18 protein-coding genes, 3 tRNA genes and 2 other annotated features are annotated in these 18,878 nt (G+C 29.5%); of the genes, 1 reads left to right on the top strand and 20 read right to left on the bottom strand.

Annotated features, from left to right (window positions below):
- Positions 1 to 48 precede the first annotated feature (48 nt).
- From BET03_RS06065 to pepV, 13 genes are all read right to left on the bottom strand, one after another.
- Positions 49 to 675 (bottom strand): DUF421 domain-containing protein, encoded by a 627-nt coding sequence (locus BET03_RS06065; RefSeq protein WP_120168362.1) that lies wholly within the window; start codon positions 673 to 675, stop codon positions 49 to 51.
- A 66-nt stretch (positions 676 to 741) separates the two neighbouring features.
- Entirely contained in the window at positions 742 to 1,278 is a 537-nt protein-coding gene (locus BET03_RS06060; RefSeq protein WP_120168360.1) for a cell division protein ZapA, read from the bottom strand.
- 166 nt (positions 1,279 to 1,444) lie between these two features.
- On the bottom strand, positions 1,445 to 3,838 hold the full coding sequence (pheT, locus tag BET03_RS06055) for a phenylalanine--tRNA ligase subunit beta (protein WP_120168358.1): 2,394 nt from the start codon (positions 3,836 to 3,838) through the stop codon (positions 1,445 to 1,447).
- Between the two features lie 39 nt (positions 3,839 to 3,877).
- Complete coding sequence (pheS, locus tag BET03_RS06050) at positions 3,878 to 4,900, bottom strand: phenylalanine--tRNA ligase subunit alpha (protein WP_120168356.1); 1,023 nt, start codon at positions 4,898 to 4,900, stop codon at positions 3,878 to 3,880.
- A 19-nt stretch (positions 4,901 to 4,919) separates the two neighbouring features.
- Positions 4,920 to 5,102 carry a hypothetical protein gene (locus BET03_RS06045; protein WP_120168354.1) on the bottom strand — a complete coding sequence of 61 codons (183 nt, stop codon included), beginning with the start codon at positions 5,100 to 5,102 and terminating at the stop codon, positions 4,920 to 4,922.
- A 36-nt stretch (positions 5,103 to 5,138) separates the two neighbouring features.
- Positions 5,139 to 5,368 (bottom strand) — a binding site (T-box leader).
- A gap of 3 nt (positions 5,369 to 5,371) precedes the next feature.
- Positions 5,372 to 5,461: a YqzL family protein gene (locus BET03_RS14050; RefSeq protein WP_120168352.1), complete on the bottom strand. Its 90-nt coding sequence runs from the start codon at positions 5,459 to 5,461 to the stop codon at positions 5,372 to 5,374.
- Positions 5,462 to 5,553: 92 nt separating this feature from the next.
- Positions 5,554 to 6,357: a TrmH family RNA methyltransferase gene (locus BET03_RS06035; protein WP_120168350.1), complete on the bottom strand. Its 804-nt coding sequence runs from the start codon at positions 6,355 to 6,357 to the stop codon at positions 5,554 to 5,556.
- Positions 6,358 to 6,367: 10 nt separating this feature from the next.
- Positions 6,368 to 7,021, bottom strand: a complete 654-nt coding sequence (locus BET03_RS06030; RefSeq protein ID WP_120168348.1) for a potassium channel family protein — start codon at positions 7,019 to 7,021, stop codon at positions 6,368 to 6,370.
- A 12-nt stretch (positions 7,022 to 7,033) separates the two neighbouring features.
- Complete coding sequence (locus tag BET03_RS06025; protein ID WP_279230355.1) at positions 7,034 to 8,353, bottom strand: TrkH family potassium uptake protein; 1,320 nt, start codon at positions 8,351 to 8,353, stop codon at positions 7,034 to 7,036.
- Between the two features lie 161 nt (positions 8,354 to 8,514).
- Positions 8,515 to 8,871, bottom strand: coding sequence for a 50S ribosomal protein L20 (rplT, locus tag BET03_RS06020; RefSeq protein ID WP_120168344.1), 357 nt, complete (start codon positions 8,869 to 8,871; stop codon positions 8,515 to 8,517).
- 34 nt (positions 8,872 to 8,905) lie between these two features.
- Positions 8,906 to 9,100 (bottom strand): 50S ribosomal protein L35, encoded by a 195-nt coding sequence (rpmI, locus tag BET03_RS06015; protein ID WP_120168342.1) that lies wholly within the window; start codon positions 9,098 to 9,100, stop codon positions 8,906 to 8,908.
- A gap of 19 nt (positions 9,101 to 9,119) precedes the next feature.
- Positions 9,120 to 9,629, bottom strand: coding sequence for a translation initiation factor IF-3 (gene infC, locus BET03_RS06010; protein ID WP_120168340.1), 510 nt, complete (start codon positions 9,627 to 9,629; stop codon positions 9,120 to 9,122).
- Between the two features lie 240 nt (positions 9,630 to 9,869).
- On the bottom strand, positions 9,870 to 11,270 hold the full coding sequence (gene pepV / locus BET03_RS06005; RefSeq protein WP_120168338.1) for a dipeptidase PepV: 1,401 nt from the start codon (positions 11,268 to 11,270) through the stop codon (positions 9,870 to 9,872).
- Positions 11,271 to 11,435: 165 nt separating this feature from the next.
- On the opposite strand from pepV, the gene ftsH reads away from it, so the two are divergent.
- Positions 11,436 to 12,992 carry an ATP-dependent zinc metalloprotease FtsH gene (gene ftsH, locus BET03_RS06000; protein ID WP_183108748.1) on the top strand — a complete coding sequence of 519 codons (1,557 nt, stop codon included), beginning with the start codon at positions 11,436 to 11,438 and terminating at the stop codon, positions 12,990 to 12,992.
- A gap of 463 nt (positions 12,993 to 13,455) precedes the next feature.
- On the opposite strand, the gene thrS is transcribed toward ftsH, so the two are convergent.
- The 7 genes from thrS to BET03_RS05965 form a co-directional block, all read right to left on the bottom strand.
- Positions 13,456 to 15,366, bottom strand: coding sequence for a threonine--tRNA ligase (gene thrS / locus BET03_RS05995; protein ID WP_120168336.1), 1,911 nt, complete (start codon positions 15,364 to 15,366; stop codon positions 13,456 to 13,458).
- Positions 15,367 to 15,454: 88 nt separating this feature from the next.
- Positions 15,455 to 15,673, bottom strand: a binding site (T-box leader).
- A gap of 71 nt (positions 15,674 to 15,744) precedes the next feature.
- Positions 15,745 to 16,347, bottom strand: coding sequence for a DUF445 domain-containing protein (locus tag BET03_RS05990; RefSeq protein WP_120168334.1), 603 nt, complete (start codon positions 16,345 to 16,347; stop codon positions 15,745 to 15,747).
- A 199-nt stretch (positions 16,348 to 16,546) separates the two neighbouring features.
- On the bottom strand, positions 16,547 to 17,464 hold the full coding sequence (gene ytxC, locus BET03_RS05985; RefSeq protein WP_120168332.1) for a putative sporulation protein YtxC: 918 nt from the start codon (positions 17,462 to 17,464) through the stop codon (positions 16,547 to 16,549).
- A gap of 71 nt (positions 17,465 to 17,535) precedes the next feature.
- Positions 17,536 to 18,336, bottom strand: a complete 801-nt coding sequence (locus BET03_RS05980) for a DUF6873 family GME fold protein (RefSeq protein WP_243096869.1) — start codon at positions 18,334 to 18,336, stop codon at positions 17,536 to 17,538.
- A 219-nt stretch (positions 18,337 to 18,555) separates the two neighbouring features.
- A tRNA-Cys gene (locus tag BET03_RS05975) sits at positions 18,556 to 18,629 on the bottom strand.
- Between the two features lie 6 nt (positions 18,630 to 18,635).
- Positions 18,636 to 18,710: transfer RNA gene (locus tag BET03_RS05970), tRNA-Gly, on the bottom strand.
- Positions 18,711 to 18,714: 4 nt separating this feature from the next.
- Positions 18,715 to 18,790, bottom strand: a tRNA-Phe gene (locus BET03_RS05965).
- Between the last annotated feature and the right edge of the window lie 88 nt (positions 18,791 to 18,878).

Raw genomic sequence — 18,878 nt, 5'->3', positions numbered from 1 at the left:
CCTTATAATTACTTGAAATTTAAAACACAAAAATAAAAGAGTAGCCACCTACTCTTTTTTCTTTAGATCTCTAACTTCTTTTATGAGATTGTTAAGTGTAATATTTAGTCTATCTATTTCACTTTTTAGGTCAGAAAATTTTTTATCTAAATATTGGGGTTGGTCTCCATCCTTATAGATACCTAAGTCTTTCCTTTTTATTGGTTCTTCTGAATCTTTAAGTATTACACTAAATTTTCCACAAGCCTCTATAACTGCTTTTTCAATATCATTATGGTCATCAATCCCTTGTTTCCTAAGCTCTTGCCTTAGATCATACAGATTAAATTTTTCCTTCTCTAAATTTTTTTTGAGAACTTTTCCATCCTTTATCAAATAAGTAGGTTTTCCCTGTATTACTTTTCCTATTTTTCTATTTTTAATTGAAATATAAGAAAGGATTAATTCAAGTGCTGCTAATACAAATAAAATTAAAACTCCATCATGAAAAGGTACTTTTTTTTCCAATGCTACAGAACTCATAATATGACCTATTCCAGTCATTAAAACAAAATCAAAGGCTCCAAGTTCTCCTATAGATCTTTTCCCCATTAATCTAACAACTAGTAATGCAATAAAATATCCACCAATTGCTCTTAATGCATAAATAGGATCTTCTATTAAATGATTATGCATTTTAACCTTCCTTCCATAAAGTCATTTATATATATTGTGTGTAAGGAAGGTAGTTTTATACTGAAGTTAAGAGTTAGTGTCATCAAATGTTTTTAAAAATTCATCTAATTCTTTTTTAGTCTGAACTAATTCAAGTTGGTTTTCAAATAACTTGTTTTGTAATTGATTAATAATTTCTTGTGCTTTTTCTAGTTCTTCTTCTTTAATTTCGGCTATCTGCTTATATTTTTCAACTTCCTCCGTAAGTTTTTCATTTTCTTTTTTAAATTGAGTCGCTTCTTCTTTTAGCATATCATATTCTGCTTTTAATATTTCTATCTCTTCTTCATCATTTTCTATCTTCCTTTTTACATTTTCTAGTTCTTTTATTTCCTTATGTAACGTATCTAGTTCTATATAAGTTCTATGGTACTGGTCTGCTATATTAAAAGCAGTTAAAATTGCTGCCATAGATTCACTAAGTTTTTCATTTTTTTCTAAAACTTCGTTCATTTTATTATCTACGTATTTAGCTATTTCCTTTATATACTCTTCAGATTCCTCTCCTACTACTGTATATTCTTTGCCATTTATGTTAACTACAACTTTTTTTCTTTGAGCCATAGTTATATCCTCTCCTTCAACAAGTAACTTATATTACATATTCTTTTTTATAATTATTTTTTCCTGCAAAAAAAAGAAAAGAATCTACTATAAAATATCACAGGCTAAACCCAGATATATTATAGCAGATTCTTTTGTACATTTTAATTTTAATACTAATTTTCTATTATCTCAAGGATGCACCTAGGTTATCTTCCAATTTTTTAATTATTTTTTCATGAATTTCATTTACTTCTTTATCTCTTAAAGTCTTTTCATGTGACCTATAAGTTATAGAATATGCTACACTCTTCTTACCCTCTGGAATTTGCTCTCCAGTATAAATATCAAATAACTTAGCATCCTCAACTAATCCTTTTCCATTTTCCCATATAATCTGTTCGATTTCCTTAACCATTAATTCCTTGTCAACAACAACAGCTATATCCCTTGTTATAGCCGGGTACTTTGGTAATGGTTTGTATTCCCTCTTTAGATTAGCTAAGTATGCAACTATTTCTAAGTCAATTTCTGCTACATAAATTCTCTCATCAATTCCATAGTTTTCTAATACATCTGGATGAATTTCACCAACGACACCTAGTACGTTATTGCCATAGACTATACTTGCAGTTCTTCCTGGATGGAAAGTATTATAGTTTTCTTCTCTTATATATTCATGGTTATTTATTCCTAATTTATTTAATACTGATTCTAATACACCTTTTATATCAAAAAAATCTGATGAACCATACATTCCTATACATAAAGTTTTTATTTCATAGGGTAAACTCTTTACAGGAACACTCTTAGGAATAAAAATATTTCCTATTTCATAAGCCCAAGCTTTAGATATACCATAGTTATAGTTTCTACTTAAAACATCTAGCATGTTTGGTATTAAAGTTGTTCTCATCACACTGTAATCTTCACCTAGTGGATTCATTATTTCCACACAGTTTCTCTTAATACTATGTTCTGGTAAATTAATTTTATCATATGCCTTTGGACTTATAAATGAATAAGTAGTGATTTCATTTAATCCCATACCAGTTAAAGTAGTCTTTATTAAATCTTCAATTTTTCTTTCTCTAGATTTTTCCCCTCTTGTTAATGTACCTGTCAATGGTTTTTTTTCAATTATGTGGAACCCATAGATTCTACCAACTTCTTCAATTAAGTCAGCTTCAATCTCAACATCTTGTCTAAATGTAGGTACCTTAACATGAATTTTATTTTCTATTTTTTCAGCCTTAAGTTCTAAGTTATTGAGTATTTCTATCATTTTTTCTGTATCAATTTCTACTCCTAAAAGTTTATTAACCCTTTTAGGTCTTAAAGTTACTTCATGGACTTTTTTAGGTTCGTTGTTTATATCAATATATCCCTTTACAACTTTTCCTGCTCCTATCTCTTCAATTAACTGACATACTCTATTACATGCCTTATCTGCTAGATTAGGGTCTAAATCTTTTTCAAATCTTGAAGATGCTTCTGTTCTTAAACCAACTTTTCTAGACGTTAACCTTACATTTCTTCCATTAAAATTAGCCGATTCAATCAATATTGTTTTTGTTTCTCTTGTTACTTCACTATTTGCTCCTCCCATTACTCCAGCAATAGCTACAGGCTTTTTACCATCAGCAATTACTAACATTGTTTCATCTAACTTTCTTTCTTCATCATCTAACGTTATTATCTTTTCTCCATCTTTTGCTCTTCTTACAATAATTTTATTTTCTTCAATTTTATCTAAATCAAATGCATGTAAAGGCTGACCTAATTCAAGCATTACATAATTTGTAATATCTACTATATTATTAATTGGTCTTAGTCCTGCTTCTATAAGCTTCATTTGAAGCCATAACGGAGATGGCCCTACTTTAATGTCCTTAATTACTCTTCCATAATATCTTCTGCACAATTTATCATCTTCAACTTCAATTCCATATAGATAATCTTTTATATCATCAGTTTCATCCTTTATTGTTATTTCTGGATAACTTAATTTTTTCCCTAAAGTAGCAGCTGTTTCTCTGGCCATTCCAATAATACTTAGACAGTCCGGTCTATTAGGAGTAATTTCAAATTCTATTATTTCTCCTTTAAGCCCTAGAACTTCTTTGATATCTTTTCCCAATTGGTATTCTTTATCTAATATATATATACCATCTTTAAATTCCTTAGGTATTAAATCTTCATCAATACCTAGTTCTTGTAAAGAACATAACATTCCATATGACTCTATACCTCTAAGTTTTGTTTTCTTTATTTTTAATCCTATAGGTAATTTAGCTCCAACTAATGCTACTGGTACATAATCACCTTCTTTTATATTTTTTGCACCAGTTACTATTTGAAGTTGTTCATTTCCAACATCAACTGTTGTAACTACTAATTTATCTGCATTAGGATGTTCTTCAATTTTAACTATTTTTCCTACAACAACCTTCTCAACACCTTCATCAACATATTTTATTGATTCAACATGAGAACCAGACATAGTTAATCTATCGGCCAATTCTTTAGTATCTATATCAATATTTACATAATCTTTTAACCATTTTACTGGTACTAACATATCTTACCCTCCCGTTTATTTTTTCTAGTATTTAATTATTTAAAATTGCTCTAAGAATCTCATGTCATTTTCAAATAACAGTCTTATGTTATCTATTCCATATTTAACCATTGCAATTCTATCTACTCCTAATCCAAAAGCAAATCCGCTATAAACCTCTGGGTCAATTCCACAGTTTTTAAGTACTTTAGGATGAACCATACCACACCCTAATATTTCCATACTCCATCCAGTACCATTACAAACTTCACAGCCTTTTCCTCTACACTCTAAGCAAGATACATCCACCTCAGCACTAGGTTCTGTAAAAGGAAAATAATGAGGTCTAAATCTAGTTTTGATGTCATCTCCAAATATTTCTTTAACAAACTTATCGATAGTGTCCTTTAAATTAGCCATTGTAACATTTTTATCAACAACTAAACCTTCTAACTGGTGAAACATTGGTGAATGAGTATCATCTACATCATCAAATCTAAAGGTTCTACCTGCAGAAACAATCTTTAGAGGTGGTTTTAATTTTTTCATTGCCCTTATTTGTACAGGTGAAGTATGAGTTCTAAGAAGTATATTATCTGTTATATAAAATGTATCTGATGGGTCTCTAGAAGGATGATTCTCAGGCGAATTTAAAGCATCAAAATTATTATGGACAGTTTCTACTTCTGGACCTTCAACTACACTAAATCCCATATTCATAAATATACCTTCTAATTCTTCAATCATTTTTAGTAATGGATGCCTGTGTCCTACTCTTTTTTCCTTAGCTGGCATAGAAATATCTATTCTTTCAGAAACTAATCTCTCTCTTTTTATTTTTTCCTTTATTTCTTCTTTGACTTCTGTCAGTTTATTTTCAATCGTCTCCCTTATTTCATTTGCCATTTTCCCGACAATGGGTCTTTCCTCTTTAGATAAATCTTTCATTCCTCTTAATATTTGAGTTAGTTCACCTTTTTTTCCTAAAATACTAATCCTTATTTCTTCTAATTCATCCAATGTTGAACTATTCTCAATTTTTTCTATAGCTTTTTTTCTAATAGCTTCTAGCTTTTCTTTCATTAGAAACTCTCCTTTCTTTTTATGATGAAATCCATTTTGATATAAGTATTACTAGTATGTAAATAATACTTGCAAATAATGAATTTTTTGCAATTGTTTTAGTACTTTGCATTGTTTTAGCGTTTTTCCTTAAAAGATTTAAAATATAGCTCATAGCAAAAAATACTAAATAAAAACTAATGAAACTAATTATATACTCCACATTTCACCCTCCTAAAAACAAAACAAACCTCCATCCCAAAGGGACGGAGGTTCCCGCGGTACCACCCTTAATAGTTTGGTATAGATTATGTAATATACCAAACCTCTTGATTAGAATAACGGCAAAGCCGGCATAAGTCTACTACTATTTCGACTTAGCAGTTCAGGAGCGAACTTCAGCATCTTCTGACCTAGAAGTGCTTCCAGCCCATGGCACTTCCTCTCTTTAGGTCTCCAATACCTACTCCTCTCCATCATCACTTTTATATATTATTCAGTTAACAGGCTTTTATACACCAAATATGCATTTATTGACCCTGTTAATTCAAATAATTTCCAAAACAACGCAGCATTTAACATTTATATAATACACCCCTCTAAGGTCATCTTATTTAAAATTATAGCATGGCGAAGGATGTATTACAAGAAATATACAAAAAATTTTAAATATTTCAAATTTCCATTCTTTGTCTTCTAGCTTCATACATTGTAATCCCAAAGGCCATTGCTGCATTTAATGATTCTGCCTTTCCTACCATGGGTATTTTAATAATTTCAGTTGAAGCTCTTAAAATCTCATCACTAACACCTGATGCTTCATTTCCAACTACAAGAATAAAGTCATTTTTAAAGTCTACCTCATGACAAAATTTGTTTGTATCCAGTGAAGTAGCAATTATTTGTATTCCTTTAGATTTTAAATATTTAATCTTCTCTTTAGTATCATCTAAAAATACAATAGGTACTCTAAAAATTGAACCCATAGTAGCCCTAACTACTTTAGGATTATATATATCTACACAACCTTCTGTAACTAATATTCCCGTAGCCCCTAAGGCTTCTGCAGTTCTTATTATTGTTCCCATATTTCCAGGGTCTTGAATCCTATCAAGTAAAATTAATATATTATTAGTTGTAAGAATATCTTCTAATACAATAGAATTAATCTTTACAACTGCAATTATACCCTGAGGATTCATTGTATCAGATATTTTTTTTAAAATATTGTCAGTAATATTATACAAAGTGTAACCTTTACTTTTAAGCTTTTCTAAAATACTATCTCCATCTTTTACATTTAATAATGAGTCACTATATAGTATATATTCAATCTCTGCATTTGAATTTAAACAATCTTCTACTAATCTTACACCTTCTATAATATAACTTTTATGCTCCCATCTTTTCTTTTTCCTATGTAAAGATTTAACATATTTAATTAAAGGATTTGAAGGACTAGTTATCCTTTTAATCATAAGCGCACCTCTATTGACTCTTTTTCTCAAGTTTTCTTAAATCTTGATTATGACCTATAACTATTAATATATCTCCACCTTTTATTTCATCATCTGCATAGGGAGAAATATTAATTTCTTTACCACGCTTTATTGCCATTACATTAATACCATACCTATGTGGTAACTGAAGTTCTTTAAGGGTTTTATCACTCCACTCATCTAATGCTGCAATTTCAACAATACTATAATCTGGTGCAAGTTCTATATAATCAAGTATATTATTTGACACTAAATTATGTGCAACTCTAACTCCCATATCTCTTTCAGGGAAAACAACCCTGTCTACACCTATTTTATATAAAACTTTTGCATGTAATTCACTTTTTGCTTTAGCTATAACAGTTGTAACCCCTAAGTCTTTGGCTATTAAAGCAGCCATAATAGATGCCTGAACATCTGAACCTATAGTTACTACAGCTACATCAAAGTTCCTAATTCCTAAAGTTTTTAGTGCATTCTCGTCTACAGCATCAGCTTGTACTGCATGAGTTACAGAATCTGATATTTCCTGAATAGTTTCTTCATCTTTATCTATTGCCAATACATCATAGCCCAAACTATAAAGGGTTTTAGCTACACTTGCACCAAATCTTCCACAACCTATAACTACAAATTGTCTCATATTTTCACCTGCCTAACCAACAATAATCCTCTCTTCTGGAAATCTGTAGGTTCCTTTATTCTTCCTTTGCTTTTTAGCAATAGCAAATGCTATTGTCAAAGGTCCAACTCTTCCAGCAAACATTGTTACTGTAATTAAAAGTCTTCCAATGGTTGATAGGTTAGGAGTTAAACCTCTACTTAATCCTACCGTACCAAAGGCTGATATGGTTTCAAATAATATATCTAAAAAGGAAGCTTTTTCAGTAATTGACAATATCATAGTAACAAAAACTATTAGAAACATTCCTATTCCTACTACTGCTAAAGCTCTAAAAATCATACTATGAGGTAATCTTCTATTGTAAGTTTCAACATCATCTTTACCTTTAATTACTGCAAATACAGCTAAAAATATGGCGCCTACTGTTGTTGTCTTAACACCACCTGCAGTTGAAGCAGGTGAACCACCTATAAACATAAATATCATTGTTAAGAATGCTGCTGATATTGTGAGTGAACCAGTATCTACAGTATTAAATCCTGCAGTTCTAGGAGTCATAGAATGAAAAAGGGATGCTAATATTTTTCCCTTGAATGATAATTTACCTAAAGTTTCAGGATTATTATATTCTGTTATTAATATCACAATAAATCCTAAAACTAATAAAACAGCAGTAATAACCAAAACTAATTTAGTATGTAATGAAAATTTTTTAAAACTTCTATTTTTAGTTATATCTATATAAACAGTATATCCTAAACCACCTATTATAACTAAGCTTACTATAGTTAAGTTAACAATAACATCCTCAGCAAAAGGCACCATACTATTTCCTGTCAAATCAAAACCCGCATTACAAAATGCAGATATTGCATGGAATATGGAAAACCATATTCCTTTAACTACACCATATCTAGGTATAAACCGTGATGATAAAAGTATTGCTCCGATTCCTTCTATTGTAAATGTTGATATAATAACATATTTTGTAAGCTTAACTAATCCTGCCAGTGAAAACTGGTTTAGTTCCTCTTGCATTATTAATCTTTCTTTTAGAGTTATCTTCTTTCCTATAAGAATAGATACTAAAGTAGCCATTGTCATTATACCTAATCCACCAACTTGGATTAGAATTAATATTACTATTTCGCCAAAAAGACTCCAATGTGTTGGAGTACTTACAACTATAAGACCAGTAACACAAACAGCTGATGCTGAAGTAAATAAAGCATCAACAAAACCTATGCTTTTTCCATTTTCAGAAGCAATAGGCAAATTTAGTAGAGTTGCCCCTATAAGAATAAGGGCAATAAAGCCCACTACTAAAAACTGTGCTGGATCTATTCTCAACAAATTTATTCTTTCTCTTATTCTTATGGGTATCATCTCCTAAATATTGTTTAATTTTCATACATTATTATTTTATAACTCCTGTTTCATTATACCATTGTAATTAGTATATTTGACAAATTACTTAAAAAATAAAAGCCCGGGAAACCGGAACTTTTATTTTAGTTTAAATTTTCTTTTGCAATTTCAACTAGCTTTTTAAATCCTTCTGGGTCATGAATAGCCATTTCAGATAACATTTTTCTATTTATCTCTATGTTGGCTTTCTTTAATCCATTTATAAATCTACTATATGATAATCCATGCATTCTTGAAGCAGCGTTAATTCTTGCTATCCATAATTTTCTAAAGTCTCTTTTTCTTAATTTACGTCCTACGTATGCATATCTTAAAGCTCTCATTACAGCTTCATTAGCTGGTCTGAAAAGCTTACTTTTAGCACCAAAATAACCTTTAGCTAATTTTAAAACCTTTTTATGTTTCTTTCTAGCGTTTAAAGCTTTTTTTACTCTAGGCATTTTTGCTACCTCCTTTAACTATCTCTCTTCTATTTTAGTATGGTAAAATTTTTGAAATTCTCTTTTCATCAGCTGAACTTACAGTTGATGATTTTCTTAAGTTTCTCTTTCTTTTAGCAGTTTTTTTAGTTAATATATGGCTTTTGTAAGCTTTATATCTTTTAATTTTGCCTGATCCAGTTTTCTTAAATCTTTTTGCAGCTCCTCTATGAGTTTTCATTTTTGGCATAATAGTTCCTCCTCTCAAATTATGAGTTTTTAGGTTTTAAAATCATAATCATGTTTCTACCTTCAAGCTTAGGCTTTTTATCTATAACACCAACCTCTTCTACTAGACCAGCAAATTTGTCTAGTACTTCTCTACCAAGGTCAGTGTGACCCATTTCTCTTCCTCTAAATCTTAATGATATCTTTACCTTGTCACCATTCTTTAAAAACTTAGTTGCTTTTTTTGCTTTAACCTTTAAGTCATGGTCTTCTATCTTTGATGTAAGTCTTAATTCTTTAACAGTTATTGTTTTTTGCTTCTTTCTAGCTTCTTTTTCCTTTTTTGACTGCTCATATTTATACTTTCCATAATCCATTATCCTACATACAGGTGGTTTTGCATTTGGGGCCACCTTAACTAAATCCAGCTTCTTTTCATAAGCTATTTTTTGGGCTTTCTTCACATTAACTATTCCTATTTGGCTTCCATCAACATCAATTAATCTAACCTCTCTATCCCTTATTTGCTCATTAACTTGAAGTTCTTTAATATTAAGACACCTCCTGAAATTTACTTAAAATAATAAAAAAGGATAGTATATAAATACTATCCGCTCCAAAAATAATTATAATTAGCCTACGGGTACACTAATTCCTTCGTAATACCTATAGCTAATATTAACCCTATTAGCTATGCCATAGGGTGAGAAGCGGATAGCTTCTACTTTATTGTCCTAATACATTATATGCTAATAAGTGTAGTTTGTCAATAGATTTTTTAAAACTAAATTTTATTTGGATAGTTCATATAGTGCCATTGCATATATTTTTGTTATCTTTATTAAATCATCTATTGAAATAAATTCATCCTTCTGATGTGCAAGTTCTTCCTGTCCTGGAAATAATGGTCCAAATGCTACTGCATTAGCCATTGCCCTTGCATATGTACCCCCACCTATAGTTATTGGTTTGCTATTATTATCTCCTGTCATCCTTCTATATACATCCATAAGTTTTTGTACTAATTCATGGTCTTTAGGTACATATATTGAAGGTAAATAGTCTTTTTCAATAACTTCTACTCCTGTTCCTTCTAATGTTCTTTCAATACCATTGAATACTTCTTTTTTATTATATTTTATAGGACATCTAATGTTTACAGTAATCTCTGCACCTTTCTCGTCAATATCTATAACACCTACATTAAAGGTTAATTTTCCTGATATATCATCTTCAAAGCCACATCCAATTGACTGTCCATTATATTCTATTCCAATTTTTTCATTATATAACTTTATAAAATTACAAATATCACATTCACATAAATCTAACTCATTTAGGATTACCATTAGTTGGGATATAGCATTTTTCCCTAATTCTGGAGTACTTCCATGGGCTGAAATTCCCCTTGATTTTATTATTAATCTATTTTCTTTTTCTTCAATACTAATCTCATAATTAGTTTTACTAATAAATTCATTTAATTTATTAATAACATTAGACTTAACTTTATTATTTACTTCAAGTTCTGCTATTGCTAAGTCTGGAACCATATTTGGTCTTTTTCCACCCTTTATTTTTTTAATAACTATATCTCCTATACAATTACTTTCTAAAGCTTTTTTTAGCTTTAAATCAATAATTCCTTTTTCACCATGTATAACTGGAAACTCTGCATCAGGAGTAAAGGCCAAATCAGGTGCTTTAACTTTATTTAAATAATATTCTATTCCACCCCATCCAGTTTCTTCATTTGTTCCAAAAATTATTCTAATTTTTTTGTTAATAGGAAGTTTAGATTCTTTAATTGCCTTCATTGCATAAAGTGCTGCTACTGCAGGTCCTTTATCATCTATAGTACCTCTACCATATATTTTTCCATCATGTATTTCACCTTCATATGGTGGATATGTCCATCCATCACCTTCTGGAACAACATCAAGATGAACTAAAATACCTACCGTTTCTTCACCTTCTCCAATTTCGGCGTGTCCTGCATAGCCATCAACATTTTTAGTTCTAAATCCCATTTCCTCTGCAATATGCAATGCAGTATCTAAAGCTTTTCTTGGACCTTCTCCAAAAGGCATATCTTCTTTAGGTTCTCCTTCTACACTTTTAATTTTTACTAAATTCTGAACGGATTTAATTATATCGTCTTTATATGTATCAATTAACTTTTCAAGTTTCATTTATATCCTCCTTTGGATTATTATTTATTTTTTAGACTTTAATTATCTATATTCTATAGTTTTTTATTTTTTCCTTTTAAAATAACATCTTTGTCCATCTAATATTAGTCTTTAGTTTGGTTAAACTAATTATTAAAGAAATTTAATACAAGGGTGGTATCTATCTTGAAGAAAAAAATAGTATTTGTTTTGCTAACAATAAGCTTAATATTATCTTCTTTTTTAATCTGTAATAAATATTTCTATTTTATCCCATTTAAATCTTTTACATCAGGGGATATCTTCTTTGTTTGTACTATAACTTTAGGATTATTAATTTATTACATTAAACTAGATCGCAATCCACAGCTGGTTCCAGCAGCAATAAATAGTGAAAAAAACAAAGATGATAATTTGAAAAATAATAAACCAGATGTTTCCTTTGATGATGTAGCCGGTCTAGAAGAAATTAAAGAAGAATTACATGAGATTATTGATTTTATCAATAATTCTCAAAAGTATAAAAAAATGGGGGCTACAATCCCAAAAGGTATCCTTTTTTACGGACCTCCTGGCACAGGTAAAACCCTTTTAGCAAAGGCAGTAGCAGGTGAAACTAATTCATCTTTTTATTATGCAAGTGGTTCAGAATTTGTTGAAAAGTACGTTGGAGTTGGGGCAAAACGTATTCGTTCTCTATTTGAAAAAGCTAAAAAAAATGCACCTAGTATAATTTTTATTGATGAAATAGATGCAATAGGATCTAAAAGAAATGCTGAAAGTAATAATGAAAAAGATCAAACATTAAACCAACTACTAGTTGAAATGGATGGTTTTAATAAAAATAGTACAATTGTAGTAATAGGAGCTACTAACCGACTAGACCTTTTAGATGAAGCACTTTTAAGACCTGGAAGATTTGACAGACATATGTTTGTGGGAAATCCTAATGTAAAAGCAAGAGAAGATATCTTAAGAGTCCATACAAAAAACAAGCCATTAGATGCCAGTGTAAAAATAGAAGAAATTGCTAAAAAAACCCATGGTTTTTCAGGGGCACAGTTGGCAAACATAGCAAATGAAGCGGCAATTATAGCAGTAAGGAATAATAAAGAAAAAATAGATATTAATGATTTTGATGCAGCTGTAGAAAGGGTTGTTGCTGGATTAGAAGTAAAGAATCCTACTGTACTATTAAAGGAAAAGAAAATGGTAGCATATCATGAAGCTGGTCATGCATTAATAGGTAAATTGTTGAAAGTAGATATGATTCAAAAAATATCTATTGTTCCTAGAGGCCATGCATTAGGGTATGTAATTAAATTTCCCGATGAAGACAGATATCTTCATACAAAAGAAGAGCTTCTTCATAAAATAATGGTATTATTAGGTGGAAGAGTTGCTGAAGAGATTATATTTAATGAAATCACTACAGGGGCAAAGGATGATTTGAAAAAGGCAACAGAGATAGCTGAACAAATGATATGTGATTTTGGTATGAGTTCGTTAGGCAATATATCAATTAAAGAACAATATGTTAAATATAATATAGATAAAATAGAAAATGAGATTAAAAAAATAATCGATGAATGTTATAAAGAAACATCAAATTTAATGGAAAATAATAAGGAAATATTAGTAGATGTAGCTAGTTTCCTATTAGAAAAAGAAATAATTACTGGTGAAGAATTAGATGAAATATTCAATAAGCATAATAATCCAATTAAAACTGCTACTGTTTAGTCTTTAAGATTCTATTTTATATATAATTATGTCTAATATATATGTTTCTAAAATATATAAAACTTATTTCATAACGACATATATTACTTTAATATTAAATTCTTTTTTTATTTTCATTTTTAACTAACTTTTTATTAAGTTCTGTTTCGTCTTTGTAATATATCTTAAAGTGTAATCTAAGTGTGTCTTCTAATATAATTTAATGGATTAAGTATCGAAAAGCATCGAAAACTATACAAAACTTCTAATTTTATCTAAGTCTTATGTTGTTTTTTAAGAATATTAATTATTTTCCAATTAATCTATGTAAAATACTGTTTCTCCGTTTATTAATTAAATATTTCCATAGGCTTTAATCTTCCAAACAGCTTTTACATTTTACATGTATATATTTAAGTATGTTAATTACCTATTTATTGTTAAATAGCTGCAAGGGATAAATCCCTTGCAGCTATTTAATTTTCTATCTTTTATTTTCTATTTCATTCAACACATTATCTTTAAATTCTTCTATTTTAACTGAACCTTTATCCCCTTCATCCCTTGATCTTACAGAAACTGTTTCATCATTAACTTCCTTTTCACCTACAATAAGCATATAAGGGATTTTTTGAAGTTGTGCTTCTCTTATTTTGTATCCTATTTTTTCAGATCTAGTATCTATCTCTACTCTAATATCATTTTCTTCTAGCTCTTTTTTAACTTTATGTGCATATCCATTAAATTTATCTGATATTGGTAAAACAATCACTTGAATTGGTGCCAGCCATGTTGGGAATTTTCCAGCATAGTGTTCGATCAGAATTCCTAAAAATCTCTCAATACTTCCAAAAATAGTTCTATGAACCATTATAGGTCTATGTTTTTCACCATCGTCACCAATATATGTTAGGTCAAATCTTTGAGGCATCTGGAAATCTAGCTGTATTGTCCCACATTGCCAAGTTCTTCCTATAGCATCTTCTAGATGGAAGTCTATTTTAGGACCGTAAAAAGCTCCGTCACCTTCATTTACTATATATTCTATTTCTTTTTCTTCTAAAGCTTCCCTTAATGCATTAGTAGCCATTTGCCACTCTTCATCAGTCCCCATTGACTTTTCTGGTCTTGTAGATAATTCAACATGGTATTTAAATCCAAAGATACTATAGAAATAATCAGCTAATTCTATAACGCCTTTAATTTCATCTTTAACTTGGCTTGGTAGCATAAATATATGAGCATCATCCTGTGTAAAGGATCTAACTCTCATTAAACCATGTAGAGTTCCTGATAATTCATGTCTATGAACTAATCCCAATTCACCCATTCTCATTGGAAAGTCTCTATAACTATGCATTTTACTCTTATAAATTAATATTGACCCAGGACAGTTCATAGGCTTAATTGCATAATTCTGTTCGTCTATATCTGTAAAATACATATTTTCTTGGTAATGATCCCAGTGTCCAGACCTTTTCCATAATTCTTGATTAAGAATTATAGGTGTTTTTACTTCACCATAACCCCTCTTTTTATGTTCTTTTCTCCAAAATTCCTCTAATGTATTTCTTAAAACCATTCCTTTAGGATGGAAGAACGGAAAACCAGGTCCTTCATCTTGTATACTAAATAGGTCTAGTTCTTTTCCTAATTTTCTATGATCTCTCTTTTTAGCTTCCTCAAGTCTTTGTAAGTATTCATCTAGTTTTTTCTTTTTATCAAATGAAGTACCATATATTCTTTGAAGCATTTTATTGTTTTCGTCTCCACGCCAGTAAGCCCCAGCAACACTTAAAAGTTTTATTGATTTAACTTTTTTAGTGTTTGGAAGATGTGGCCCAGCACATAAATCTACAAATTCTCCCTGTTTATAGAATGATATAACTGCATCTTCTGGTAATTCTTCAACTAATTCAACCTTATAATCTTCTCCTCTTTCTTTAAGGTATTTTACAGCTTCTTCCCTTGGGAGTTCAAATCTTTCAATATCTAAATTTTCTTTAATAATTTTTTTCATTTCCTTTTCAATTTTTTCTAAATCTTCAGGTGTAAATTTATGCTCTGAATCAAAGTCATAATAAAATCCATTTTCAATTGAAGGTCCTATTGCCAACTTAGTATTAGGGTAAAGTCTTTTTACTGCTTGTGCTAAAATATGAGCACTTGTATGTCTATAAATGTCTGATCCATCTTTATCGTCAAACTTTAATATTTCTATTGATGCGTTCTCTTCAAGCTTATATTTTAGTCCTACTACTCTACTACCTACCTTTGCTCCAACAGCTACTCTAGCTAATCCACTACTTATATCTTTGGCAACATCTAAAACCATAACACCTTTTTCATACTCTCTTACCGAACCATCTGGAAGTGTAACTTTTATATTTTCCATTTTTGGCCCTCCTTTTATTAATATTTGTTTTAGTTGCGGTCTTTAGTTAAATGTAAAATAAAAAAAACTCTCACACCTAGACACCATGTCTAGGGGCGAAAGTTTAACTCACGCGGTTCCACCCTACTTTAGGACTTAAATGATTGTAACGTAATCAACGGTTATCTTTACCCTTATTAAGAAATAAGGTTTCAGATACGACTCAAGGGTAGTTTTCGATTAGTCATATCTAGGGATGCTTCCAGCCTATGGCAATCCCCTCTCTGTAAGACTGTTTCTAATCTACTCGCCCTGTCATAGCCTTTACCTTCTTTAATTTTTACTCTATTATAGTTTTATTTTCTATAATTGTCAAGGATATTATACATTTTTTTCTATCTAAAATAAAATTACCAGTATTCCTTGGATAGTTCCTATTAAAAATCCTAATATTCCTCCTAATACTTCAATATGTTTTAGTTCTTTTTTAGCAACAGAAAGTACTATTTTTTCTATTCTTTCTAATTCAAAAGAATTTATTTTTTCCTCTACTAAATTAGAGAGTCTTACTTTAGTTGTAGCTTTATGTACCATTTTTTCTGCTAAATCTTTTAATATTTTTTCTCCTTCTTTATCAACCAAGTCATCTACATAACTATATATAATATTTTTAAAAGTAGTAGGAATTATAGCTGGAAGTCTATCCTTAAGAACCTCATTTATTTTCCTTTTTATAACAAAAACTATATCTGACAGGTTCTCTTTTTCAATTACCTTATCTATAATTTCTTCAATAGAAATAAGTTCTTCTTCTATTACTTCTCCTATACTTTTAGCTATTTCTTCTCTTCTTTTTGGAATTAACCCCTGTACTTTTAGGTTTAAAATCGGAATAACTATAGGTTCTATAGGTCTAAAAATTAGTTTGATTGCTATAATATTTGTAAACCATCCTATAAGTGCTCCTATTATTGCTAACATTAGTATCTTAATTACTATCAAAATATCACCCCGTTTCTCTTTCAACTCTAATATTATAACACATTTCACATACTTTAGAACAATATTTGACAAAATACCTTATATATAAGTATAAGCCTTTTTATACCCTCTTATAATAAAAAAAGCGACGAATGACAAGTATACTTCCCTAGACAATAAAAAAACTCCCAAGTTTTACTATACCTTGGAAGTTTAATCTTTATTTTTTCTTTTCTATATTGTTAATTTCTTTTGAAGATAAGCAAAAGTTACATCCTTTGCATACATTAACCCTTTCTTCAAAAACCGCTTCTATAATATCAACTATTTCCTTTTTTCTTTTTTGATTTTCAAAGTGTATTACAATATTTTTAGGAGCAATAGTTATTAAGGCACTTATTAACAAGTCATCTTCATTCATATCATTTTCTGAAATTTCTTCAGCTATTTCTTCGAAAAAATTGTTATTTATTATTTTATAATCTTTATCATATAACTGATATGTGTCATCATTTTTAATGAATACGTTCACAAGGGAAATTTTTGAATCTTGTAGATCAACAAAATACTTTAGAATTCTAATAAATTCTTCATATTCCTTTTCTAAAATAAAATCTTCTAAATTCCTCTCAATAGCGTCTTCAATAAATTTTTTTATAAATTTTAATCTAAAGTCAACAAATCCTTGAATACTAATTTCATTGTTTACTTCAAGATAATCTAATAATATTTTTAAAATTTGGGCTTTTTTACTAATATTATATAAAGCCCCTTCAGAATTAATATATGGACTTTTTCTAAGGAAATCTAAAGTTTTCCTTTTAATATTTTCCCTTTCTTCTTTATCAAAATAACAACACTTTTCTTCTATTAGTTTATCTACCATTTTTTCCTGATAAATGTCTAGTATTATTTCAGTAATGGTATCGGCCATATAATAGTTAAAAATATTTTTTATATTTCCATACATTTTACTTTTTTTATCATCTAATTTATATATAAAAAAAGTCGTATTCCCTAACTTTTTCTTTTCTTTCTTAATATTAATTTTTTCCCTCTTAAAAATTTCTAATTGTTTGTTTAATCTTTTATCTATCTCTTCAATCTTATCTTTTACAGCAATTGAGAGTAACTTCACATATGTCACTCCTTTCTTTGTAGTAGTAGTATATGTTTAAATCTTTGCCATATTCGTTATTACCTGATGTATTAATTGTATTCTAATGGAATAATTGACCCAATATCTATAATTTTTTTATTACTAATAATAATTGCTTTTTTGCCATATTTATTTAAAAATATATTTATATCTTTTGAATTAGGATGATTATCATATTTCCCGGTAAATAAAATTTCATTATTTGATATTGCTCCAGTTGCACCACCAATAAATCCATAATCAAACCCAGGCAACTTAATAAAACCTGATTCTATATACAATATGTCAATATCCAACTCTAAACAAGTTCTGTATATAGATGGATCAGAAGTTATTATAGCGTTATCATCTATTATAGCTGTAGAACATTTAGAATAACCCTGATTAGCATTTATAAATTGAACACCTTCTTTCTGCAAATAATATTTTAATTTTTCATCCATATATTCTAAATTATGTATTGCATATCTTGCTGTTCTTGCTACATTATATGCAATATCATCAGGATAGTTTCTATTCAGTTTTTTCTCACCTTTTATTAATTTTATAGGCTTATTTTTAAATATTTCTTCATAATATTCATATACATTTGGAGCAACTACTAAAGTGTGTCTATTAATTGGATGTATAACAACATCTGGATGAAATGCTATTTCATCATATACATCACTACACTTTACAGTAGGAATTATTTCTATATTAAATTTTTTTAAATTGTTAATAATTTCTTCATCCGCATTTCCAGCTATAATAAGTGCATCTGCTTTTGCATTTGGAATAAATGGACTTTCTTTTAACATCATATCACCCCTTTTTCTATCTTTAGTATAACAAGATTTTTCTGTTTTCATATTAAAAAAGCTGATGGATTAAAATCCATCAGCTTTTTTAATATGAAATATAGTCATCAATAAAAATTTTATAAAAAAGTCTTTTATTAAAAATAAAAGATTCCCAAGGTTGACTTTTTTTGAAACACATAACGGAATTTATATTTTATCCACAGTTTTTATTTGATTATAATTTCCTATTTTTTATAAAAAAATAAAAGCCTCATAATTAAGGCTTTTTGGAGGCGGCACCCAGATTCGAACTGGGGATCGGGGATTTGCAGTCCCCTGCCTTACCACTTGGCTATACCGCCACATATTGGAGCGGGAGACGGGATTCGAACCCGCGACTCCCACCTTGGCAAGGTGGTGCTCTACCCCTGAGCTACTCCCGCATTTTGGTGCCCAGAGACGGAATCGAACCGCCGACACGGGGATTTTCAGTCCCCTGCTCTACCGACTGAGCTATCTGGGCTTACCTTATTTTTAGCTGTCAGATTTCCAGCGACAGAGACTATTATACATCATATAAATAATCTTGTCAACACTTTTTTATATTTTAT

This window comes from Thermohalobacter berrensis (assembly GCF_003609645.1).
Taxonomy (GTDB): Bacteria; Bacillota; Clostridia; order Tissierellales; family Thermohalobacteraceae; genus Thermohalobacter; species Thermohalobacter berrensis.
The sequence above is the reverse complement of the archived record's forward strand: the minus strand, read 5'-3'. Positions and strand labels throughout refer to the sequence as shown.

What these genes read in the sequence shown, in the direction of transcription:
- BET03_RS06065 (WP_120168362.1), bottom strand. Translation starts at nt 675, where the DNA reads ATGCATAATCATTTAATAGAAGATCCTATTTATGCATTAAGAGCAATT.
- BET03_RS06060 (WP_120168360.1), bottom strand. Translation starts at nt 1,278, where the DNA reads ATGGCTCAAAGAAAAAAAGTTGTAGTTAACATAAATGGCAAAGAATAT.
- pheT (WP_120168358.1), bottom strand. Translation starts at nt 3,838, where the DNA reads ATGTTAGTACCAGTAAAATGGTTAAAAGATTATGTAAATATTGATATA.
- pheS (WP_120168356.1), bottom strand. Translation starts at nt 4,900, where the DNA reads ATGAAAGAAAAGCTAGAAGCTATTAGAAAAAAAGCTATAGAAAAAATT.
- BET03_RS14050 (WP_120168352.1), bottom strand. Translation starts at nt 5,461, where the DNA reads ATGTTAAATGCTGCGTTGTTTTGGAAATTATTTGAATTAACAGGGTCA.
- BET03_RS06035 (WP_120168350.1), bottom strand. Translation starts at nt 6,357, where the DNA reads ATGATTAAAAGGATAACTAGTCCTTCAAATCCTTTAATTAAATATGTT.
- BET03_RS06030 (WP_120168348.1), bottom strand. Translation starts at nt 7,021, where the DNA reads ATGAGACAATTTGTAGTTATAGGTTGTGGAAGATTTGGTGCAAGTGTA.
- rplT (WP_120168344.1), bottom strand. Translation starts at nt 8,871, where the DNA reads ATGCCTAGAGTAAAAAAAGCTTTAAACGCTAGAAAGAAACATAAAAAG.
- rpmI (WP_120168342.1), bottom strand. Translation starts at nt 9,100, where the DNA reads ATGCCAAAAATGAAAACTCATAGAGGAGCTGCAAAAAGATTTAAGAAA.
- pepV (WP_120168338.1), bottom strand. Translation starts at nt 11,270, where the DNA reads ATGAAACTTGAAAAGTTAATTGATACATATAAAGACGATATAATTAAA.
- thrS (WP_120168336.1), bottom strand. Translation starts at nt 15,366, where the DNA reads ATGGAAAATATAAAAGTTACACTTCCAGATGGTTCGGTAAGAGAGTAT.
- BET03_RS05980 (WP_243096869.1), bottom strand. Translation starts at nt 18,336, where the DNA reads ATGAAAACAGAAAAATCTTGTTATACTAAAGATAGAAAAAGGGGTGAT.